Source organism: Deinococcus murrayi DSM 11303, from assembly GCF_000482805.1.
Taxonomy (GTDB): Bacteria; Deinococcota; Deinococci; order Deinococcales; family Deinococcaceae; genus Deinococcus; species Deinococcus murrayi.
In genome coordinates this window covers 64,908-83,641 of record NZ_AXWT01000009.1, presented here as the reverse complement: position 1 = coordinate 83,641, position 18,734 = coordinate 64,908, and the positions used below count along the sequence as shown (strand labels likewise).

The 18,734-nt window shown below is 70.5% G+C and carries 19 protein-coding genes and 1 tRNA gene; 16 read left to right on the top strand and 4 right to left on the bottom strand.

The genetic code is table 11. The features are described from left to right. The first annotated feature begins 189 nt into the window (after nucleotides 1-189). The 12 genes from pilM (at nucleotide 190) to H565_RS13965 (ending at nucleotide 12,555) form a co-directional block, all read left to right on the top strand. Nucleotides 190-1,365 carry a type IV pilus assembly protein PilM gene (pilM, locus tag H565_RS0101715; protein ID WP_027459518.1) on the top strand — a complete coding sequence of 392 codons (1,176 nt, stop codon included), beginning with the start codon at nucleotides 190-192 and terminating at the stop codon, nucleotides 1,363-1,365. Next, nucleotides 1,358-2,080, top strand: a complete 723-nt coding sequence (locus tag H565_RS0101710) for a fimbrial assembly protein (RefSeq protein WP_027459517.1) — start codon at nucleotides 1,358-1,360, stop codon at nucleotides 2,078-2,080. Before pilM ends, H565_RS0101710 begins: the two co-directional genes overlap by 8 nt. Then, complete coding sequence (locus H565_RS0101705) at nucleotides 2,073-2,726, top strand: type IV pilus inner membrane component PilO (protein ID WP_051363358.1); 654 nt, start codon at nucleotides 2,073-2,075, stop codon at nucleotides 2,724-2,726. The genes H565_RS0101710 and H565_RS0101705 overlap by 8 nt, the downstream gene beginning before the upstream one ends. Next, nucleotides 2,723-4,228: a hypothetical protein gene (locus H565_RS16205; RefSeq protein WP_027459515.1), complete on the top strand. Its 1,506-nt coding sequence runs from the start codon at nucleotides 2,723-2,725 to the stop codon at nucleotides 4,226-4,228. Before H565_RS0101705 ends, H565_RS16205 begins: the two co-directional genes overlap by 4 nt. Further along, nucleotides 4,225-6,402 carry a type II secretion system protein GspD gene (locus H565_RS0101695; protein ID WP_027459514.1) on the top strand — a complete coding sequence of 726 codons (2,178 nt, stop codon included), beginning with the start codon at nucleotides 4,225-4,227 and terminating at the stop codon, nucleotides 6,400-6,402. The genes H565_RS16205 and H565_RS0101695 overlap by 4 nt, the downstream gene beginning before the upstream one ends. 145 nt (nucleotides 6,403-6,547) lie before the next feature. Further along, entirely contained in the window at nucleotides 6,548-7,696 is a 1,149-nt protein-coding gene (aroC, locus tag H565_RS0101690) for a chorismate synthase (protein WP_027459513.1), read from the top strand. Next, nucleotides 7,680-8,378: a shikimate kinase gene (locus H565_RS0101685; protein ID WP_152550624.1), complete on the top strand. Its 699-nt coding sequence runs from the start codon at nucleotides 7,680-7,682 to the stop codon at nucleotides 8,376-8,378. Before aroC ends, H565_RS0101685 begins: the two co-directional genes overlap by 17 nt. A gap of 1 nt (nucleotide 8,379) precedes the next feature. Next, nucleotides 8,380-9,447: a 3-dehydroquinate synthase gene (gene aroB / locus H565_RS0101680; protein WP_027459511.1), complete on the top strand. Its 1,068-nt coding sequence runs from the start codon at nucleotides 8,380-8,382 to the stop codon at nucleotides 9,445-9,447. 146 nt (nucleotides 9,448-9,593) lie between these two features. After that, a complete protein-coding gene (gene aroQ / locus H565_RS0101675) occupies nucleotides 9,594-10,028 on the top strand; it encodes a type II 3-dehydroquinate dehydratase (protein ID WP_027459510.1) in 435 nt (144 codons plus the stop codon). A gap of 162 nt (nucleotides 10,029-10,190) precedes the next feature. Next, nucleotides 10,191-10,616 (top strand): 50S ribosomal protein L13, encoded by a 426-nt coding sequence (gene rplM, locus H565_RS0101670; RefSeq protein WP_027459509.1) that lies wholly within the window; start codon nucleotides 10,191-10,193, stop codon nucleotides 10,614-10,616. Then, nucleotides 10,616-11,008 carry a 30S ribosomal protein S9 gene (rpsI, locus tag H565_RS0101665; protein ID WP_027459508.1) on the top strand — a complete coding sequence of 131 codons (393 nt, stop codon included), beginning with the start codon at nucleotides 10,616-10,618 and terminating at the stop codon, nucleotides 11,006-11,008. Before rplM ends, rpsI begins: the two co-directional genes overlap by 1 nt. Before the next feature lie 77 nt (nucleotides 11,009-11,085). Further along, entirely contained in the window at nucleotides 11,086-12,555 is a 1,470-nt protein-coding gene (locus H565_RS13965) for an ATP-binding cassette domain-containing protein (RefSeq protein WP_084542855.1), read from the top strand. Here the strand turns inward: H565_RS13965 and H565_RS0101655 are convergent. Together H565_RS0101655 and rplS are read right to left on the bottom strand one after the other, a co-directional pair. Continuing rightward, nucleotides 12,476-13,303: an HAD hydrolase family protein gene (locus H565_RS0101655; protein WP_027459507.1), complete on the bottom strand. Its 828-nt coding sequence runs from the start codon at nucleotides 13,301-13,303 to the stop codon at nucleotides 12,476-12,478. The genes H565_RS13965 and H565_RS0101655 overlap by 80 nt on opposite strands. A gap of 90 nt (nucleotides 13,304-13,393) precedes the next feature. Then, nucleotides 13,394-13,870 carry a 50S ribosomal protein L19 gene (gene rplS / locus H565_RS0101650; protein ID WP_027459506.1) on the bottom strand — a complete coding sequence of 159 codons (477 nt, stop codon included), beginning with the start codon at nucleotides 13,868-13,870 and terminating at the stop codon, nucleotides 13,394-13,396. A 218-nt stretch (nucleotides 13,871-14,088) separates the two neighbouring features. Here rplS and H565_RS0101645 point away from each other — a divergent pair, with 218 nt between their 5' ends. Then, entirely contained in the window at nucleotides 14,089-14,895 is an 807-nt protein-coding gene (locus H565_RS0101645; RefSeq protein WP_027459505.1) for a hypothetical protein, read from the top strand. On the opposite strand, the gene H565_RS0101640 is transcribed toward H565_RS0101645, so the two are convergent. Further along, complete coding sequence (locus tag H565_RS0101640; protein ID WP_027459504.1) at nucleotides 14,896-15,420, bottom strand: GNAT family N-acetyltransferase; 525 nt, start codon at nucleotides 15,418-15,420, stop codon at nucleotides 14,896-14,898. 168 nt (nucleotides 15,421-15,588) lie between these two features. On the opposite strand from H565_RS0101640, the gene lipB reads away from it, so the two are divergent. Both lipB and lipA read left to right on the top strand, forming a co-directional pair. Beyond that, nucleotides 15,589-16,302 carry a lipoyl(octanoyl) transferase LipB gene (lipB, locus tag H565_RS0101635; RefSeq protein ID WP_027459503.1) on the top strand — a complete coding sequence of 238 codons (714 nt, stop codon included), beginning with the start codon at nucleotides 15,589-15,591 and terminating at the stop codon, nucleotides 16,300-16,302. Nucleotides 16,303-16,305: 3 nt separating this feature from the next. Beyond that, entirely contained in the window at nucleotides 16,306-17,307 is a 1,002-nt protein-coding gene (gene lipA / locus H565_RS0101630) for a lipoyl synthase (RefSeq protein WP_027459502.1), read from the top strand. A 105-nt stretch (nucleotides 17,308-17,412) separates the two neighbouring features. Here lipA and H565_RS0101625 read toward each other — a convergent pair. Then, a tRNA-Ile gene (locus H565_RS0101625) sits at nucleotides 17,413-17,489 on the bottom strand. A 151-nt stretch (nucleotides 17,490-17,640) separates the two neighbouring features. Here H565_RS0101625 and H565_RS15590 point away from each other — a divergent pair. Continuing rightward, nucleotides 17,641-18,729: a GGDEF domain-containing protein gene (locus H565_RS15590; protein ID WP_051363357.1), complete on the top strand. Its 1,089-nt coding sequence runs from the start codon at nucleotides 17,641-17,643 to the stop codon at nucleotides 18,727-18,729. The last annotated feature ends 5 nt before the right edge of the window (nucleotides 18,730-18,734 follow it).

The window sequence follows — 18,734 nt, the reverse complement described above, 5'->3', positions numbered from 1 at the left end:
CGCCCGGAATGTCGCCCCCAACGGGCTTAAGAGCTTGTCAGAGTTCGGTGACGGGGGGGGTGGTTGCATGGGCAACGTCCTCGGCTTGAGCATGGCGGGACGCCCGGCCTGACGGGGCCGCGCTCCCCCCACGTCTCCTGGACCGAGTTCGGTGAGAAGCCTTAAATCCGCCCCGCCCCTGGAGGGAGAATGTCAAGCCTGCTCCAACGCCTTACTCGACCACGCCCAGCGGCCATCGGGGTGGAAATCGGAACGAGCGCCATCAAGGTGGTGGCGCTGCGGCCCGGTGCCCCCCCTGCCCTACAGCACGCGGTCATGACCCCCACGCCCATCGGCAGCATGCGCGACGGGCTGGTGGCCGACCCGCAGGTGGTCGCGACCGAGCTGCGCGGCCTGCTCGCCGCACACGGGATTACCGCTCGCCACGCCGTCACCGCCGTGCCCAACGGGTCTGCGGTGACGCGCAACATCCTGGTGCCGCGCATGGAGCGCGGGGACCTCGACGAGGCGATCAAGTGGGAGGCCGAGCGCTACATCCCCTACCCCATCGACGAGGTCAACCTCGACTACGACCTCCTCGACGACCCCGCGCAGATTCCGGAAGACGGCCAGATGGAAGCGGTCATCGCGGCGGCCCCCAGCGAGGCGGTCGCTCGGCAGGTCGAGGTGCTGCGGCTCGCGGGCTTGGAACCCGTGGTCGTGGACCTCAAGAGCTTCGCGGCGTTGCGGGCGTTGCGCGGCAACCTGCTGGGTGAGCACCTGAACAAGACCACCCTGATGGGCAAGAACTACACCGAGCACAGCGAGGTCGCGCTGGTGCTGGAAATCGGCGCGAGCAGCAGCGTCATCAGCCTGGTGCGCGGCGACCGCATCCTGATGGCCCGCAACATCGCGGTGGCCGCCGACGATTTCACGACTGCGCTGCAAAAGGCCTTCGACCTCGACTTCGGGGCTGCCGAGGAAATCAAGCTGGGCTACGCGATGGCGTCGACCCCCACCGAGGCCGAAGAGGACCTGCTCAACTTTGACCTTGCCCGCGAGCAGTACAGCCCCGCCCGCATCTTCGAGGTCATCCGGCCCGTCCTGGCCGACCTGGTGACCGAGGTGCGGCGCTCGCTGGAGTTTTACCGGGTACAGTCGGGCGACGTGGTGATCGACCGGACCTTTATCGCGGGGGGTGGGGCCAAGCTGCGTGGCCTAGAGCAGGCCATCAGCGACGCCTTGGGCTTCCGGGTGGACGTCGCCAACCCCTGGTTGTCGGTGGACACGAGCGCGGCGGGGGTCGACCCCGGCTATCTCCAGGGACACGCCGCCGAGTTCACGGTGCCGCTGGGCCTGGCCCTGAGGGGAGTGCCGCATGGTTGAAATCAACCTGCTCCCACGCGAGCAGCGCCGCAGCACCCGCCCCGACGCTTGGAAGTACGGGACTGCCGCCGTGCTGGGTCTCAGCCTGCTGCTGGTCGCGCTGGGAGAAGCCCGCGTGGGGGGCCGCCTGGGGGCGCTGCGCGACGAACAGGCGCAGTTGCAGGGCGAGATTGCCGCCTTGCAGGGGGCCAAGACCGAATACGACGGGCTGGTCGCCGAGCAGCGCACCCTGGAGGGCGTGACGGCAGTCGCCCAGCAGCTGCGCAGCAACAAGACCTACTGGACCAACGACCTCGCGGCGTTTTCCGCCCAACTGCCCAGCGGGGGCGGGGTGGCCCTGACGTCCATGACGGTCAGGCCCCTGGACGCTGCCGCGCTGGGCAACCTCCAGCAAACGGGCGTTTATGCGGGCAAGAACGTCGTGCGCGAGTTCGACCTGTCGGGTACGGCCCGCAGTCAGCAGTCGGTGGTGAACTTCCTGAACGCTTTCGAGAACAGCCCCAGCTTCGCGGTCAACTTCCGGGGCGTGCAGCGGGAGGGAGACTCCGACCTCTATACCTTCACGGCCTCGGTGGGCTTGGTCGGCGAGCCGCCCGCGACTCCAGCGGACGCGGCGGCTCCGGCTCCCGCCCCGGAGGGCACCCCGGCTCCCGAAGCCCCGCCCGCCGACCCGGTGAGCGGCGGCGAGGACCGCCGCGGAGGCGGCCATGGCTAAGCCTTCTTTTTCCCTGTCCGGCGCTCTGTCCGGGCTGACTCCGCGGACCCTCTTCCTGCTGGCGCTGGCCGGGAGCGCCCTGCTGCTGACGGCCTGGTACTTCGGGCGCTATCAGGCCCGCATGCAGGAAATCACCCTGCTGGAGGGCGAGCTGGAAACCACTCGCCTGACGGCAGACCGCTACCGCGCGGCCCAGCGGGCGCTTCCGGAACTGCGCGAGACCGTCGCCCGCCTGCGGGAAGAGCGCGACCAGTTCCTGCGGGCGCTGCCCCCCACCGCGCAGTTCGGCACGGTCCTCGACGAGGTGCGGCGCAACGTGACGGCGGCGGGGGCCGAGCTGAGCACCTTTACCGTGCAGAGTGCGCCCGGCGAGGGGCTGCCGGGGGGCGTGCGGCCCATCGGCCTGAACCTGGGCGTGCAGGGGCAATACGCCGCCGTGTTCCGGGCGCTGCGGAGCCTAGAGACCATGAACCGCTTTACGACCGTAAGCGGCGTGGGCCTGCAAATGCCCGCCGCCACCTCGTATGACCCCGCCCTGGAGGGCACGCTGAACCTCACCGTCTACACCTATGACCCCAGCGCCGCTGCCGCCTCCGGCACGGCGGCGGAAGCGCCCGAAGCCCCCGCCGCAGGAGGTGCCCAGTGACCTCCCGACCCACCGAAATCGGCAAGCCTCCCCTGCTCTCGCGCGAGATGCGGCTGGTGCTCGCGTTGCTGCTGCTGCTCGCCCTCTTGGGGGGCTGGTTCGTCTGGACCTCGAACCGCGAAGCGGCAGCCCTGGCGGAGGCGCCCGCCCCTACCCCCACGAGCGACCCGCCCGCCGGGGGCGAGGGCGACCCCAGCGCGGGCGTGGCCGCTGCCCCCAGCACGGCGGAGGACCCGGCGGCCCCCGCGCCCGTTGAGCGGGGTGACGAACTGGAAGTCCCCCAGATTCCCGCCTTCGGCAGTGGCGACGCCCCGGAGGAGGCGGACCCTGCGGACGCCGTCCCCACGCCGGGCGGCATCAATCCCGACATCCCCCTCGCCGCGCTGCCGGGCCGCAACCCCTTCCGACCCCTGACCCTGGAAGCCAGCGGCAATGGCAGCGCACCCGCATCCCCGGTGGCGTCGGCCCCTGCGGACACGGGCACGGCCCCGGCGAGCGACCCCGCCCCCATCCCCAGCGGCGGCGGCGGCGGTGCCCTGGCCCTCGCGCCCCTGCCGGGCAGCCGCCCGCAGGCCACCAGGGGAGTCACCGGGGGGAGCAGCGCGGCGCCAGCCTCCGGCGGGTCCGCCCCGGCGACCCCTGCTCCCGCCGCCCGGCCCGCCGGGGCGCTGCCCACCCCCACCCTGCCGGGTGCGGGCGGCGTCAGCGTGACCCGGCCCGCCCCCGTACCTTCCCCATCCGTGACCGCCCCGTCCGTGACCCCCCCGCCCACGGCTTCGACCCCACGCACGCGCCGTTCCAGCGCGGCGACCTCTCCTTCGCCGGCGGCTCCGGCAGCGTCGCGGCCCGCTGGAGGAAGCACGGGGCGCGTCACCGGGACGGTGCCCGCAGCGCCCCGTCCGGCCCCGGCTCCCGTCGCGGGCGTCAGCGTGCCGCGTGACCCCGTGGCCAGCGGCCTGAGCACGCTTCCGAGCACGGCCCTTCCGGCCCCGGCGGGTGTGGCGGTACCCGCACCTGCCCTCCCGCAGCCCGTCACCCAGTTGGGGCTGGAGGGGGAAGCGGGTACCGGCACGGCCAGCCCGCTGGTGACCCTGGTGCAAACCCGCGCGCTGGCCTTTGACGCCGCCGTGCTGGGACCGGTGAACACCGCCATCTTCCGCTCGAAAGACGGCTACGTGGTGGTCTCGCAGGGGCAGACCCTGCCCGATTCGGATGCGGTGGTCCGCGAGGTCCGCGCTTCTGGCGTGACCCTCGAACTCGGCGGCGAGACGCTGGACCTCGGCGCAGCGGGCCAGGAAGAAGAGGCCTCGCCCACAGGCCTGCACGAGTCCCGGCCCATCGTCATCGTCCGGCAGCCCGCCGACACCCTCCCCGTGTGGGGTGACCTCGCCGTCATCACCGAGTTTGACGCCGCGCAAACCGACTCCCCGGCGGACCCCCGCCCCCCACTGGCCCTCGCCGCCCCCACTCCTGACCTCTCCCGCGACCCAGGTGAGCCATGAAGAGATACGTTCTGCTCCTGACCGCCGCGCTCGGCATGGCCGCCGCGCAGCCTGCCGCCCCCGTTCCTGCCACGCCTGCGGGCACGCCCGACCGCCAGCTTTCGAGCGCCGCCGTCACCTTTGACCTGCGGCGGGCGGGCAGCGACCTCACGGCCATGCTGCTGGCCCTCGCCAAAAGCGCCGGGTACGAGATTCTGTTGGAACCCGGCGTTGAGGCCATCTTGCAGGCCAACAGCACGAGTGGTGCGGGCACGGGTACGGCGACGCGGCCTCTTATCACCTACAGCGTGGTCAACAAGCCCTTTAACGAGGTCTGGCCGCTGGTCCTCGACCTCTATGGCCTGAGCTACGAGACGCTGCGGGTCGGCGGCAAGCCCGTTTTGCGGGTGACGGCCCGCCCGGTACAGAAAATCGTGCGCCTGCCCGCTGCCCTGAGTGCGCCCCTGGTCGAGCGGCAGCTCAAGCTGTCATTCGGCAGCCTGAAAGCCGTGAGCCAGAGCACGTCCGCCCAGGGCGCGGGAACCAGCACCCGTGAGGAGACCCGCGAGGAAATCGTCCTCGACTCGCCCACCCTGCGCATCATCGCGGAGACGGCCTCCAACAGCATCATCATTCGCGGCACCAATCAGGAGGTAGCGCAGGTCGAGCGCCTGCTCGCGGACATCGTGGCCGCGCAGCCCGCCAATGTGCGTGCCACCCCCGCCGAGCCGCCCACCGTGCAGCGCATCTACACCGTGCAGGGTCAGAGCGCCGACGTGACTGCCCTGCTCGCGGCCCAGTTCCCCGAACTGCGGGCGACCGCCGTGGGCCAAACCGGGCAAATCGTCATCACCGGACCACAAAACCGCCTGGAAGCAGCCCTCGCGCTGCTGGCGCAGGTCGACCGCGCCCCCGCCCCCGCCCCCGCCGAAGCGCCCACCGCCCAGCGGGTCTATGCCGTCAAGGGCCAGCAAGCCGACATCGTGGCCCTGCTGGGGGCGCAGTTTACTGGCCTCAAGGTCACGCCCGTGGGCCAGACCGGACAACTGGTCCTCACCGGACCGCCTACGCAACTCGACGCGGCCCTCGCGCTGCTGGGGCAAGTCGACCGCCCGGCACCGCCTGTAGCTGAGACAGTACAGCGTGTCTTCCAGCTCGTGAATGCACCTGCTGAAGAGGTCAAAGCGACCCTACTTGGCAAAGCCGCTACTGACGTTACATCGACCAAAACGGTTGTCACCCCTAGCATCGCAACCCGCGACTCAACTACCGTGACCCTACCAGCACAACCGGGTGCCCTCACAAATTCTAATAACGGCGTTGCAACACAAGGCCAAGCCAGTGGGAACGAGACGACCAATGCTCTGATTCCAGAGTTGAGTATTGTGGCCGACCGCCGCACGAACACCCTGATTGTGCGCGGCACGCCTTCGCAGGTCGCGCAGGTGGCCGAACTGATTCCCCAACTCGACCAGGTTGTGCCGCAGATTAACGTGCAGGTCCGCATCCAAGAAATTAACGAGACGGCAGCCCGAACGCTCGGCATGGATTGGAAGGTCAACTTCGGGGGCTTCAATGTGAGCGTGGGCGGCAGCGGGCTGGGGGCCACCTTTGACCCCACCCGGAGCCTGGTGGGCTTCAACATCTTCCCCACCCTGCAAGCGCTGGAGACGCAGGGCTTGACCAAGCGCGTCTATGACGGCAACATCTCCATGCAAAGCGGGCAGCGCTCCTTGGGGACCGGAACGAACTCGCAAAATGCCTCGGCGAACGCGGCGGCTTCCATCAAGAGTGGCGGGCGGCTGGAAATCAACATCCCGTCCAACAGCGGCAACATCGAAAAGCAAATCGATTACGGCCTCAACCTCGACTTCTTTGACCCGCAGGTCGCGCCCGACGGCACCATTACCCTGCGGGTGCGCGGGCAGGTCAACAGCCTCGCGGGGGCGCTGCCCACGACCGAGGTGCCCAACCTGCTGAACTTCACCAACTCCGAAGCCCAGAGCACCATCACCTTCAAGAGCGGGCAGACCGTCCTGATGAGCGGCCTGCTGGGGACTACCGAGTCGCGCACCACGAACGGGGTGCCCCTGCTGAGCAGCATCCCGGTCATCGGCGCGGCCTTCAGCCAGCAGCGCACCGACCGCTCGCAGACCCAGCTGCTCGTCATCATCACCGGGACTGTCGTCAAATAGCCCGCGCCCCCTCCCTGCACGCGCCCTCCCTTTCCGGGGGGCGTGTTTGTTTGGGCAGGGCACGGCGCAGCCTGGCCCCCCGGCGCTAGAGTCCGGGCATGCCTGCGCCTGCGCCTGCTTCCCTCATCCCCGCCCCGGAGTCCCCATGAGGTACCTCACCGCCGGGGAGTCGCACGGGCCGCAACTGACGGCCATCATCGAGGGGCTGCCCGCGCAGCTCCCGCTGGGCAAGGCCGACATTGACCCCTGGCTGCGGCGGCGGCAGGGGGGCTACGGGCGCGGGCGGCGCATGGTCATCGAGACGGACGAGGCGCAGCTTCTCAGCGGGGTGCGGGCGGGCCGCACGACGGGTGCCCCGGTCACGCTGGTGATTGAAAACCGCGACCACCGCAACTGGGTGGACATCATGTCGCCGGAGCCGGGCGGCGAGCCGCGCAAGAAGGCCCTCACCGACGCCCGCCCCGGCCACGCCGACCTGACGGGCGGCATCAAGTACCGTCACAAGGACCTGCGCGACGTCCTGGAGCGGGCCTCGGCGCGGGAGACGGCGGCGCGGGTGGCGGTGGGGGCGGTGGCGCTGAAGCTGCTCGCGGAACTCGGCGTAGAGGGGGCGAACTACGTCGCCAGCCTGGGCGGTATCGAGACGCAGCAGCCCTTCTCGTGGGACGCCTTGGAGGCGATTGAAGCTTCCGACCTGCGCACCCCCGACCCGGACGCGGCGGCGCAGATGCGCGAACGGATTGACCGGGCGAAAAAGGACGGCGACACCCTGGGCGGCATCCTGGAGGTGCGCTTCCGGGGTCTCCCGGTGGGGCTGGGAAGCTACGTGCACTGGGACCGCAAGCTCGACGGGCGCATTGCGCAGGCCTGCCTCAGCGTGCAGGCGATGAAGGGAGTGGAAATCGGGCGGGCCTTTGAGAACGCGGCGCGGCCCGGCAGCGGCGTGCACGACCCGGTCTACTACCGGGAGGGCACCTACGCCCGCGACACCAACGCAGCGGGCGGCCTCGAAGCGGGGATGACGAACGGCGAGGAACTCATCGTGCGCGTCGCCATGAAGCCCATCGCCACCCTGATGAAACCGCTGCCCACCGTGAACGTGGTGACCCACGAGGCTGCCGACGCCGCCCGCGAGCGCAGCGACACGACCGCCGTGCCCGCCGCCGGGGTCATCCTTCAGTGCGTGGTGGGCTGGGTTCTGGCCGACGCGATGCTCGAAAAGTTTGGCGGCGACACCCTGCCCGAACTTCAGGAGCGCTTGCAAGCGGCGCGGGCCTATGCGCGGGGATACTGAAGACCCCTCCACGGGCCACACGCGACACGCCCCCCGCCTAAAGGTTCTCCCTATCCGGTCCCGGCGGGTGACTTGCCCTAGACTGCCGGGCATGAACGGGTTCGGCCTGATCGAGCGTCCCGTCACGTGGGTGGCGCTGGCGGGCTTTATGGGCACCGGCAAAAGCCGCGTGGGGTGGGAACTCTCGCGGGCGCTCGCCCTACACTTTGTGGACACCGATAAGCTGATTTCCCGCGTGGTCGGCAAGAGCATTCCGGAGGTGTTCGAGCAGGAGGGGGAAGGTTACTTCCGCGCTTGCGAGGCGGAGGTCGTCGAGCGGGTGACCCGGCTCGACCACGCGGTCGTGAGCCTGGGCGGGGGGACCTTTATCCACGAGGCCAACCGCCGCAGGCTGCTGGAGCGCGGCCCGGTCGTGGTGCTGTGGGCCAGTCCGGAGACGGTCTACCAGCGCACCCGCCATTCCGAGCGGCCCCTGCTGCGAACCCCCGACCCCCTCTCGCGCATCCGCACCCTAATGACCGAGCGCGAACCGCACTACCGCCAGGGCACCATCCATGTCCACAGCGATGGCCGTCCCGCCGAAGAAATCGTGGAAGAAATCATCGACCGCCTGTGGGCCTGGGCCGACGCGAAGGCCGCCTGGGAGGAACCCGGACCCCTCGCAGAGCGGGCGTCCGACTAGCATGCGCCGGATTGAAGTCGGGGGCGAGCCTCCCTCCGCGGTCACTGTGGGGGCGGGCCTGCTGGGGCGAGTGCGGCTTCCGCAGCGCCACGTCGCCCTGATTCACCCTGCCGACCTGCCGCCCGCCTTCGTGAAGACGGCGCGGGCGGCCCTCTCCCCTGCCGTCACCGTGAGCGTGCCCCCGCGCGACGGGTGCAAGACGCTGGCGGTCTATGCGGACGTGCTCTCGCGGCTGGCGGCGGCGAACCTCCCCCGTGACGGGGCGGTCGTCGGGCTGGGGGGCGGCGCGGCGACCGACCTCGCGGGCTTCGTCGCGGCGACCTACCTGCGCGGGGTGGCCTTTTATGCCCTGCCGACCACCCTGCTGGGGATGGTCGACGCGGCGGTCGGCGGCAAGACGGGCGTGAACCTCCCCGAAGGCAAGAACCTGGTGGGGGCCTTTCATCCGCCCGGTGCGGTGTGGTGCGACGTGGACACGCTGAGGACCCTGCCGCCCGCCGTTTTTCGCGAAGGGGCCGCCGAGGCCTACAAGCACGGCCTGATTGCCGACCCCTCCCTGCTGCCCCGCGTACTCTCGCCGGAGTTCCGGCCCGGCGGAACGGGGCTGGAGGAGACGCTGGCCGACGCCATCGCCGTGAAGGCGGGGGTGGTCCGCCGCGACCCCACCGAGCAGGGCGAGCGCGCCCACCTCAACTTCGGGCACACGCTCGCGCACGCGCTGGAGGCCCACACCCACCACGCCATTCCCCACGGCGAGGCGGTGGCCTACGGAATGCACTACGCGGCGCGGCTCAGCCTCGCGCTGGGCGGGGCCGACCTCACCGGGCACACGCTGGCCTTCTTGCGCTGGCAGCGGCCCGCGCCCCTGCCCAACCTCACCTTTGACGACCTGTGGCCCTACATGGCCCGCGACAAAAAGGCCGACGCGGGGGGCGTGCGCTTCGTGCTGCTGCGGGAGCTGGGGCAGCCGTATCTGGGGCGGGTGCCGGAGGACGTGCTGCGCCGGCAGTTTGCGCGGTGGCAGGAGGAGGTCAGTGGGGAGTGGGGAGTGGTCAGTGGAGAAGGGTGAAGCGTCTCCCCTCCTGGCGTCCTGGGACCCTTCGCGGCGCTCAGGGTGACAGGCCCCGCCCCCAAAACGGGAACAGCCCAACCGCCTGACCCTCCACTTCCCACTTCCCACTGCCCACCGGCCCCTCCCCCTGTTACGCTGCCCCCATGATTCTCGTCCTCAACGGCCCGAATCTGAACTGCCTCGGCCTGCGCGAGCCGGACGTGTACGGGTCCCAGACGCTCGAAGACCTCGAACGGCTGTGCGAGGGCTGGGGCGCGGAGCTGGGCACCGCCGTCACCTGCCGCCAGAGCAACTACGAGGGTCAACTGCTGGAGTGGATTCAGGACGCCGAGGAGCACGGTTTTTCCGGCATCGTGCTGAATCCGGGGGCGCTGACGCATTATTCCTACGCCCTGCGCGACGCCATCGCCGGGCAGCGCCTCCCGGTGGTCGAGGTGCACATCTCCAACGTCGACGCCCGCGAGGAGTTCCGCCACCGCTCGGTCACGGCGGCGGTGTGCCGGGGCAAAATCAGCGGGCTGGGGTTTTTGGGCTACCGCTTGGCGATGGAGGCGCTGCTGGAGGGCGAGGCCCCCTGAATCCCACCCTTGCCCCCCACCCCTGCCCTCTGATACCCTCACCTTTAGTGTTTCGCGCTTGGTAGGGCCGAAACGACCGGGAGGCACCCGGACACGCACGCGCTTTTCCCCCGGCCAGCGCGGGGCGTGTCGCCGCCAAATCCCCTCACACGGAGTTTCACGGTGAAAACCTTCATTCCCAAGAACGACGAGCAGAACTGGGTCGTGGTGGACGCCGCGGGCGTGCCCCTGGGCCGCCTCGCTACCCTGATTGCCAGCCGCATTCGCGGCAAGCACCGCCCCGACTTCACGCCCAACATGATTCAGGGCGACTTCGTGGTTGTGCTCAACGCCGCGCAGGTCGTGCTGACGGGCGGCAAGCTCGACGGCAAGGTGTACACCCGCTACACCGGCTACCAGGGCGGCCTGAAGACCGAAACCGCCCGCGAGGCGCTGAAGAAGCACCCGGAGCGCGTCATCGAGCACGCCGTGTTTGGCATGCTGCCCAAGGGCCGCCAGGGCCGCGCGATGCATGGCCGCCTGAAGGTCTACGCGGGTGAGACGCACCCCCACGCCGCCCAGAAGCCCCAGAAGATTGAGGTCCGCTAATGGCTACTGAACAGTTCTACGGTACGGGCCGCCGCAAGGCCGCTGTTGCCCGCGTCTTCCTGCGTGCGGGCGAAGGCAAGATTATCGTCAACGGCAAGGAGTTCCAGACCTACTTCCGCGGGCTGCTGCGCGCCGTGCACGCCCTGCAAGCCTTCCGCGAGACGGGCACCGCCGGGCGCTACGACGCCTACATCACCGTGACGGGCGGCGGCCCCAGCGGTCAGGCGGACGCCATCAAGCTTGGCATCGCCCGCGCCCTGCTGAAGGTCAACCCCGACTTCCGCGCCCAGATGAAGCCCAAGGGCTTGCTGACCCGCGACCCCCGCGAGGTCGAGCGCAAGAAGTACGGCCTCAAAAAGGCCCGCCGCGCCCCCCAGTTCAGCAAGCGCTGATTCGGACGCGCTTCCCAGAGTCCCCCTTCCGCCGCGAAGGGGGGCTTTTTTGCGTGGGTGTTCTAGACTCCTCCCCGATGAGCCTTCCCCTGATAGAGCTGCGGGCCGTCACCGTGCGGGTGGGCGGGGGAACGCCGCTGCGGGACGTGACCCTTTCGCTGTGGCCCGGCGAGGCGCTGCGGCTGGAGGGGCCAAACGGCGGCGGCAAGACCACCCTGCTGCGGCTGCTTGCGGGGGAGGTGGCCCCGGCAGCGGGCGAGCGGGTCTACCGGCTGGACGGCCAGGAACGGCGCTCGGCGGTGCGGGCGCGGCAGACCCTCGCGGTGGTGGGGCCGGATGCCGAAGCTTTTTACCTGACCCGCGACTGGCTTCAGACGGTGCGCGACGTGCTGCTCGCCGGGTCCGAGGGGAACTCGCTGCGGCTGTGGACGCCCACGCCACCCGCCGAGGCTCGGCTTACCGAAGTGGCCGCGCTGACGGGCGTGTGGCCCCTGCTGGACCGCGACGTCCGCACCCTCAGCCACGGGCAGCGGCGGCGGGTGGGCCTGGCGCGGGCGCTGATGCCCCGGCCCGCCGCCCTCCTGCTCGACGAGTTCACCGATGGGCTGAGTGCTGGGGCACGGGCCGAGCTGGGGGAGGTGCTGCGCGAGGTGCACGGGGCGGGCGTCGCGGTGGTCCTCGCCACCCACCGCCCAGAGGAAGCGCCCGCCCTGCCCTGGCGACGGCTGCGGGTGGAGGGGGGGACGGTGCGGGGGGCCGGGGACACTGCCCTGGCCCTCCCCTCACCCCCGCCGCTGCCCCGGCCCCCCGGCGCGGGCGACCTCGTGCGGTTGCGAAACGTAGAGGTCTACCGCAATGGGCGGCGGGCGCTGGGACCGCTGTCCTGGACCTGGCGGGCGGGCGAGCACTGGCGGGTGACGGGCGAGAACGGCAGCGGCAAGAGCACGCTGGCGCGGCTGATTGCCGGGGAGTTGTCCGCGGCCCTGGGGGGGCGGGTGGAACGGCCCTTTCTCGCCCGCGACCTCCTCACCGAGCGCCGCCGCACGGTGGGGCTGGTTTCCGCCGAGACCAGCGTGCGCCAGCGCCGGGGCTGGACGGGCCGCGAGGTCATCGGCAGCGCGTGGGGCGGGACTGAGGGCTTCGCGCCGGACCTCACCCCGGAGCAGGCGGCGCGGGTAGAGGCCCTCGCCGGACAGCTTGGCGTGACGGAGTTGCTGGAGCGCCCCGCCGACACGCTCTCGCAGGGGCAACTGCGGCGGCTCCTGCTCGCGCGGGCGGTGGCCCACCAACCCCGGTTGCTGATTCTGGACGAGGGGCTGGACTTCGTAGATGCCGATGCCCGCGCCCGGTTCTTGGCCCTGCTGCCGGACCTCGTGCGGGCGGGCACCCACCTGCTGGTGGTCGCCCACCGGGAGGGCGACGCACTGCCGGGCCTCACCCACGGCCTGGAGCTGGCGGAGGGGCGGGTCAGGTGGCTGGGGCCTCTGCCGCCTCCAGCCGGTCCGCCAGCTCCTCCAGGTAAGGCCCCAGCGCCTGCGGCCCGCTGACCCGGTCGTCGGCGTGGGGAGCGAGCAGCGGCAGATGGCCCACCTGCACCGCGTACCCGGCGATTTCGAGCATCGCCACGTCGTTGTCACTGTCGCCAAAGACGACCGTGCGCTCCAGCTCGACCCCCAGCCCCTGCGCAATCAGGGTGAGGGCCGCGCCCTTGTGCGCCCCCGCCGGGGTCACCGTCAGGAACTCGGAGTAGGGCGGCTGCGCCCCGGTGAGGACGAGGTGGGGGTGCGACACCCGCAGCCGGGCCGCAAAGTCGGCCACGCCGGGATGGTAGAAGCCCACCTTCAGGGTGGGTTCGCCCGCTGGGGCCTGCGCCAGGGGCCGCACGCCGCGCTCGACCATCCAGGCTTCGGGGGCATGGCCGGGCGGCAGTTCGGCATAGAGACCGCTGGGCCGAAAGACGACCACGCGGGCTTCCTCCAGCTCGTGCGCGAGGACGGCGGCGAGTTCGTCCTCGCTGAAGCGGGCCTCGCGGTGCAGCTCGCCCTGCAACTCGACCCGGCCCCCGTTGTTGGTCGCCACGGCATCGGGCTGCGCGGCCTCCAGCACCTGCGGCGGGGCGGCGTCCCGCCCGGTAATCACCGCCACCCGCGCCCCCAGCCCCCGCAGCCGCGCGAGCGCCCGGACGGTCGCGGCGGGCACCTCGCGGCCCAGGTCCGGAATCAGGGTGCCGTCGAGATCAAAGGCAAGCAGCAGGGGCAAGCGGCGGGGCCGGGGGCGTTCGGGCGGGCGCGTCACGGAAAAGAGGCTAGCAAGTGGGAGCACCAATAACCCCCAAGCCGCCCACTCCCGGCGAGGGGGAGCGAGCGGCTCGGCGAGGGGCGGGGCTTATTCGCCCAGCGTCTCGACCGGGGTGAAGTCGCTCTGCGCTTCGGTGGCCGTCTCGGCAGGGGCGGCCTTGGCCTGCTGGCTGCGGGCGGCGTCTTTCATCACGCGGCTGCGGTCGCTCTTGATGCGGGCCGCCTTGCCACGCAGTTCACGCAGGTAATACAGCTTGGCGCGGCGCACCTTGCCGCGCTCCAGGACCGTCACCTTGGCGACGAGAGGGCTACTGAAGGGGAAGACGCGTTCGACACCCTCGCCGAAAGAAATCTTGCGGACCGTGAAGCTCTTGCGGCTGCCCGTGCCGTTGATGGCGATAACCACGCCCTCAAAGGCCTGGTTGCGGGTGCGGTTGCCTTCGACGACCTTCGTCTCGACGCGCACGGTATCGCCGGGCTGAAACTCCGGGTGGTCCGTCTTGATGTGCGCCTGCTCGACCGAGCGCAGGATCGCGCCGCGATTGACTTTGACCTGACTCTGCATGTGTCACCACTCCTTTGCCAGCGGACCGCCCCACTTCCCGGCACAGCGTTTCCCAGCACACCGGCACGGGCAGAGACGTTCTTGGTCTGTACGCTCCCGCGCTCACGCGGGGCTGAACCTGAGGAGTATACGCGGCGCGAGGGGCGCAGCTCAAGGGGAAAGCTGACCTATCTAAGCCAAGTCACGGTGAAGGCTCGATGAAGCCATATCCTGGATCGGTGAGCGATTCGCCAACCACCAGAGAGACGGTCCTCGCCGGAGCGCAGCAGGCAGTGAGCCGTCAGCGGCGGCGGCTCGCCGAGGTGCGGGCCAGAGAGCACGTCGGCGCGGCGGGCTGGGCACAGACGAGCACCCTGGAGCAGATTATCCGCGCCGGGCAAGAGGGGCTGGCCGCCACCGACGCGCTGCGGCAGGTCGTGCAGGTGACCACCGAGCAACTGCGGAGCCTGCCCCTCGCCGCCGGGAACGAGCAGCGCCAAGGCCATGCCCAGGCGCTGGCCGAAATCGTGCAAAGCGGCGAGGAGCAAATCACGGCGGCGGCGGCCCTCGACGGCCTCATCTGTCAGGCATTGGAGGAGGTGGCCCGCACCCCCATGAGCGAGGTCAGCGTGCAGTCGCTGCGGCGGATTCATGACCGGGTGCAGGCCCAGCTGAAGGCGCTGAACACCATCATCGAGGCGGCCCGCGCCCAAGCCGACACCCTGGAGCAGGTCGGGCGGCTGGAGCGCCTCAGCGCCGAGCATCAAGCCAGGGTCGAGGCGATTCAGGCCCTGAGTGCCGACCAAGAGGCCAGCTTGCTTGCCGAAGCGGGCGAGCAGATTGTGGAGCGCATTGGCGAACTCGACGCGGCGGGCGAGGGGCAACTCGGTGCACTGGAGCGCATCGCGGAAGCGGCGCTGGACAAGGTCGCCGAGGCGAGCGCCCCCCCCGAACAGCAGGCGGAGGTGCTCGAAGCCCTGGCCCAGACCGCCCAGCAAAAGGCCGAAGCGCTCCAGCCGGACGGCGACACTTCTGCCCAGAAGTAATCAGAGGGTGATCCAGGAGCGCCGCAGCGGAACCGGATGCCCCGGCACCCTTCCCTCGTATTCCAGCACCCCACCATTGGCCTCGATCACCCGCCGCGAGCCGAGGTTGTCTGCGTCACAGGTCACCAGGACACGCTCCAGGCCCAACTCACGCGCCCGCTTCAGCGCCAGCCGCAGGGCCAGGGTCGCGTACCCCCGCCGCCGCGCCGAGGGCCGCACCTCGTAGCCGATGTGCCCACCGAACTCGCGCAGCCGCTCGTTCAGGGTGTGGCGGATGGAGACGCGGCCCAGGTACTCTTCGCCGTCGACCAGCCACAGAGCCTCAGAGTGGACATAGCCTTCCGGCAGCTCACGGCCCGGCTCGAAGCGGCGCAGCGACTCCAGGAAGGCGGGGAAGTCCGCCTCCAGCGCGGCCACGTCCCAGGTCAGGGTCTCGCCCAGGCCACTGCCGTCTGCCTGGGCTTCGCGCACGGCAGCGAGAAAGCTCTCCTGGTACCTCTGGGACGGGAGAACGAGTTCGGGCATGGGGCAGAGGCTAGCGGCTCCGGCACCCTCCACGCCTCTGCCACCTGGCTGAGTGCGCCCGGCCTTCCAGCCCAGCTGCGGGCACTGACCATCCAGACTGGACAATAACGGGGTGGATTGCACTCCCCGCCCCGAACGAGCAGCGCCCCGGCGCGTACAATCGGGCGCGTGAGAGAGGCGGCGTTTGAGACGGTGGACCTGGGGCGGCTTCCCTACCGTGAGGCGTGGGACGTGCAGCATCAGGCCCACGCGCAGGTCGCGGCGGGCGGGCAGCCCCAGCTCCTGCTCGTGGAGCACCCGCCCGTACTGACCCTGGGCCGGGGGGCGCGGGAGGGCCGCAACATCGTCGTGACGCGGGAGTACCTCGCCGCGCAGGGCATCGAGGTGCTGGAAGTCGAGCGCGGCGGCGACGTGACCTACCACGGCCCAGGCCAGCTTGTGGCCTACGCCATTTTTCCGGTGGGCCGCCGGGTGGCCGACTTTCTGCGGCTGCTGGAGAGAGCGACCATCGCGGCGCTGGGGGAGCTGGGGCTGCCGGACGCCCGGCCCAATCCCGGCTACGCGGGGGTGTACATGGAACCCCGCGAGGTCAATGGCCGGGTGTACGAGCAAAAGATTGCTTCCTTCGGAGTGGCAGTGCAGCGCGGGGTGGCCCTGCACGGGCTGGCGCTCAACGTCACGACCAACTTGCAGCACTTTGACCTCATCGTGCCCTGCGGCCTGCAAGGCACGCACATGACCAGCGTGGCCCAGGAGTACGAGCGCCGGGGCCTAAGCCGCGTGGCTGACCTGGGCGCGGCCAAGGCAGCCCTCACGCGGGCCTTTCACACCACCTTTGAGACCTATGACTGGACGCTGCCCACGGCGGCGGCAGGAGGCTGAGACATGACCCAGCAGGGCAACGCGGGGCAAGACCGCGAAGTGAAGTTCATCAAGAACGGTATCTACCGCAAGGATGCAGTGCCGGTGCGCGAAAAGAAGCCGGAGTGGCTGAAGGTGACCATCCCGACCGGGCCGGTGTACGGCGAGGTCCGCAAAATCGTCAAGGAGCACCGCCTGCACACCGTTTGCGAGGAGGCGATGTGCCCCAACATCGGCGAGTGCTGGAGCCGGGGCACCGCCACCTTCATGCTGATGGGGCACGTCTGCACGCGGGCCTGCCGCTTTTGCGCGGTGGACACCGGAAACCCCATGGGCAAGCTCGACCTCGATGAACCCATGCAGGTGGCCGAATCGGTGCGCCTGATGGGCCTGAAGTACGTCGTGCTGACTTCGGTGGACCGCGACGACCTGCCCGACGGCGGGGCGTACCACTTCGCCAAGACGGTGCAGGCCATCAAGAGGCTCAACCCAGAGACGCGGGTGGAGGCCCTGACGCCCGACTTTGGCGGCAACCCGCACTGCGTCGACCTCGTGCTGGAGAGCGGCGTGGATACCTACGCCCAGAACCTGGAAACCGTGCGCCGCCTGACCCACCCGGTGCGCGACATCCGCGCGGGCTACGAGCGGACGCTGGGGGTCCTCCAGCATGCCAAGGAGCGCCGCCCGGACGTGATTACCAAGACGAGCATCATGCTGGGCCTGGGCGAGACCCGCGAAGAGCTGCGCGAGACCATGGCCGACTGCCGCGCCGCTGGAGTCGACGTGCTGACCTTTGGGCAGTACCTGCGCCCGACCATGCACCACCTCCCTGTCGAGCGCTACGTCTCCCCCGCCGAATTTGAGGAAATCCGCCAAGAAGCGCTGGGCTTTGGCTTCCTGGAGGTCGTCTCTGGCCCGCTCGTGCGCTCTTCTTACAAGGCCGAGCAAATCGTGATGGACCGCCCCACGGACCTGCCCGACCATCTCGCGCACCTCGAAGGTCAGGAGCAGCTCAGCCTGCTTTGAAGGACAGCCAGCAGAGGGCGGGGGCCATAGAAAAATGGCCCCCGCCCTTTTGTCGGCGGGCCAGGGAAAAGAAAAAGGGACACAGGGTGACCCCTATGTCCCGCTTGGTACGGAAGGGCGGACTTGAACCGCCGACCTCACGCTTATCAGGCGTGCGCTCTAACCAGCTGAGCTACTCCCGTTTGTTTGCCCTGTCCGCACGGTGGACAAGCGGGAGTGAGTGTAGCAGCGCCTGTGCGGGGTGTCAACGGGGCGGTGCCCGGCCCATGCCCCCGCCGGGGGGTGGCCCGGTGTCAGGATGCCGTGAGAGCGCTCATGCTTCTCTACAGAGGTATGCGCGACTGTCTGCTGCCTGTGCCCGACCTGGCCGTCTCTGTGGGAGGCTCCGGGGCAGGGCCGTTCAGCCGCACCGCCGAAGCCCGCCGCACGGCCTACCAGTGGGTCCTCCCACTGGTGCTCCTCGCTCTTGCCGTGGGCCTGGCCGTTGTCTGGCCGCTGCATCCGGTGCTGGCGGCGCTGTGGGGGGGACTGGCCGCCGTGCTCGTCGTTGCGCTGGTGCTCTCGGCCCTGCCGCGTTGCCCGGTGGGGGTCCTCGACCAGCTGCTGCTGCTGGGGGGCTGGAGCTTTTTGCTGGGGCGGCTGGGCCTGGGGTTATTCGCGCCGCACCTGGCGGGGGGCGGGCCAGCGCTGCTGGGGCTGCTGCTGCCGTGGTTCGTGCTGGGCCTGCTCGCGTCGGGGTGGGTGCTGGGTCACCGCCTGGGGCGGGTGGTGGCCCGCAGCGCCCTGGGGGCCACCGGGGTCATGGGGGCGCTGTACGGCCTCCGGGGGATGGCCGGCACGGACGGCGAGGAACTCAGCCTCGCCCTGCTCGCGCAGCTGCTGCTGGTGGGCGGCTTGGTCCTTTGGGGGCAGGAGAGCACGCTGGCCCGTCCCAAGGGCAACCCTGGCCCCTGGCCTGACCTCCCCCCCCACGAGGCTGACCCGCTGACGGGCCTTCCGCTGCGGCGACCGCTGGAGCGGCGCTTGCGGGCACTGCGACGCCCGGTGGCCGTGGCGGTCGTGGGCGTAGACCACCTGCCCGAACTGGAGCGGGAAGGCGGAGCCGTCTTGGTGCAGACGGTGCGGGCACACCTGGCCCGCACGCTGGCCGCCGCGACCCGCTCCGGCGACCCGGTCGCCTGCTTGGGGGAGGGCACCTTCGCCGTCCTCCTTTCCGCAACCGACCCCGTCGCGGTGCGGGTGGTGGCCGAGCGGCTGCGGCTGCGGGTGGCCTCGCGGCCCCTGGCCGGACGGGTGGTCACCGTGAGCGTGGGCCTCGCCGTGGGCAGCGGAACTGACGCCCTCGCCCGCGCCGAGGCCACCCTGCGGGATGCGCAGGCGGGGGGCGGGCACCGGGTGGAGGTGGCGAGCGACACACGTTGACAGCG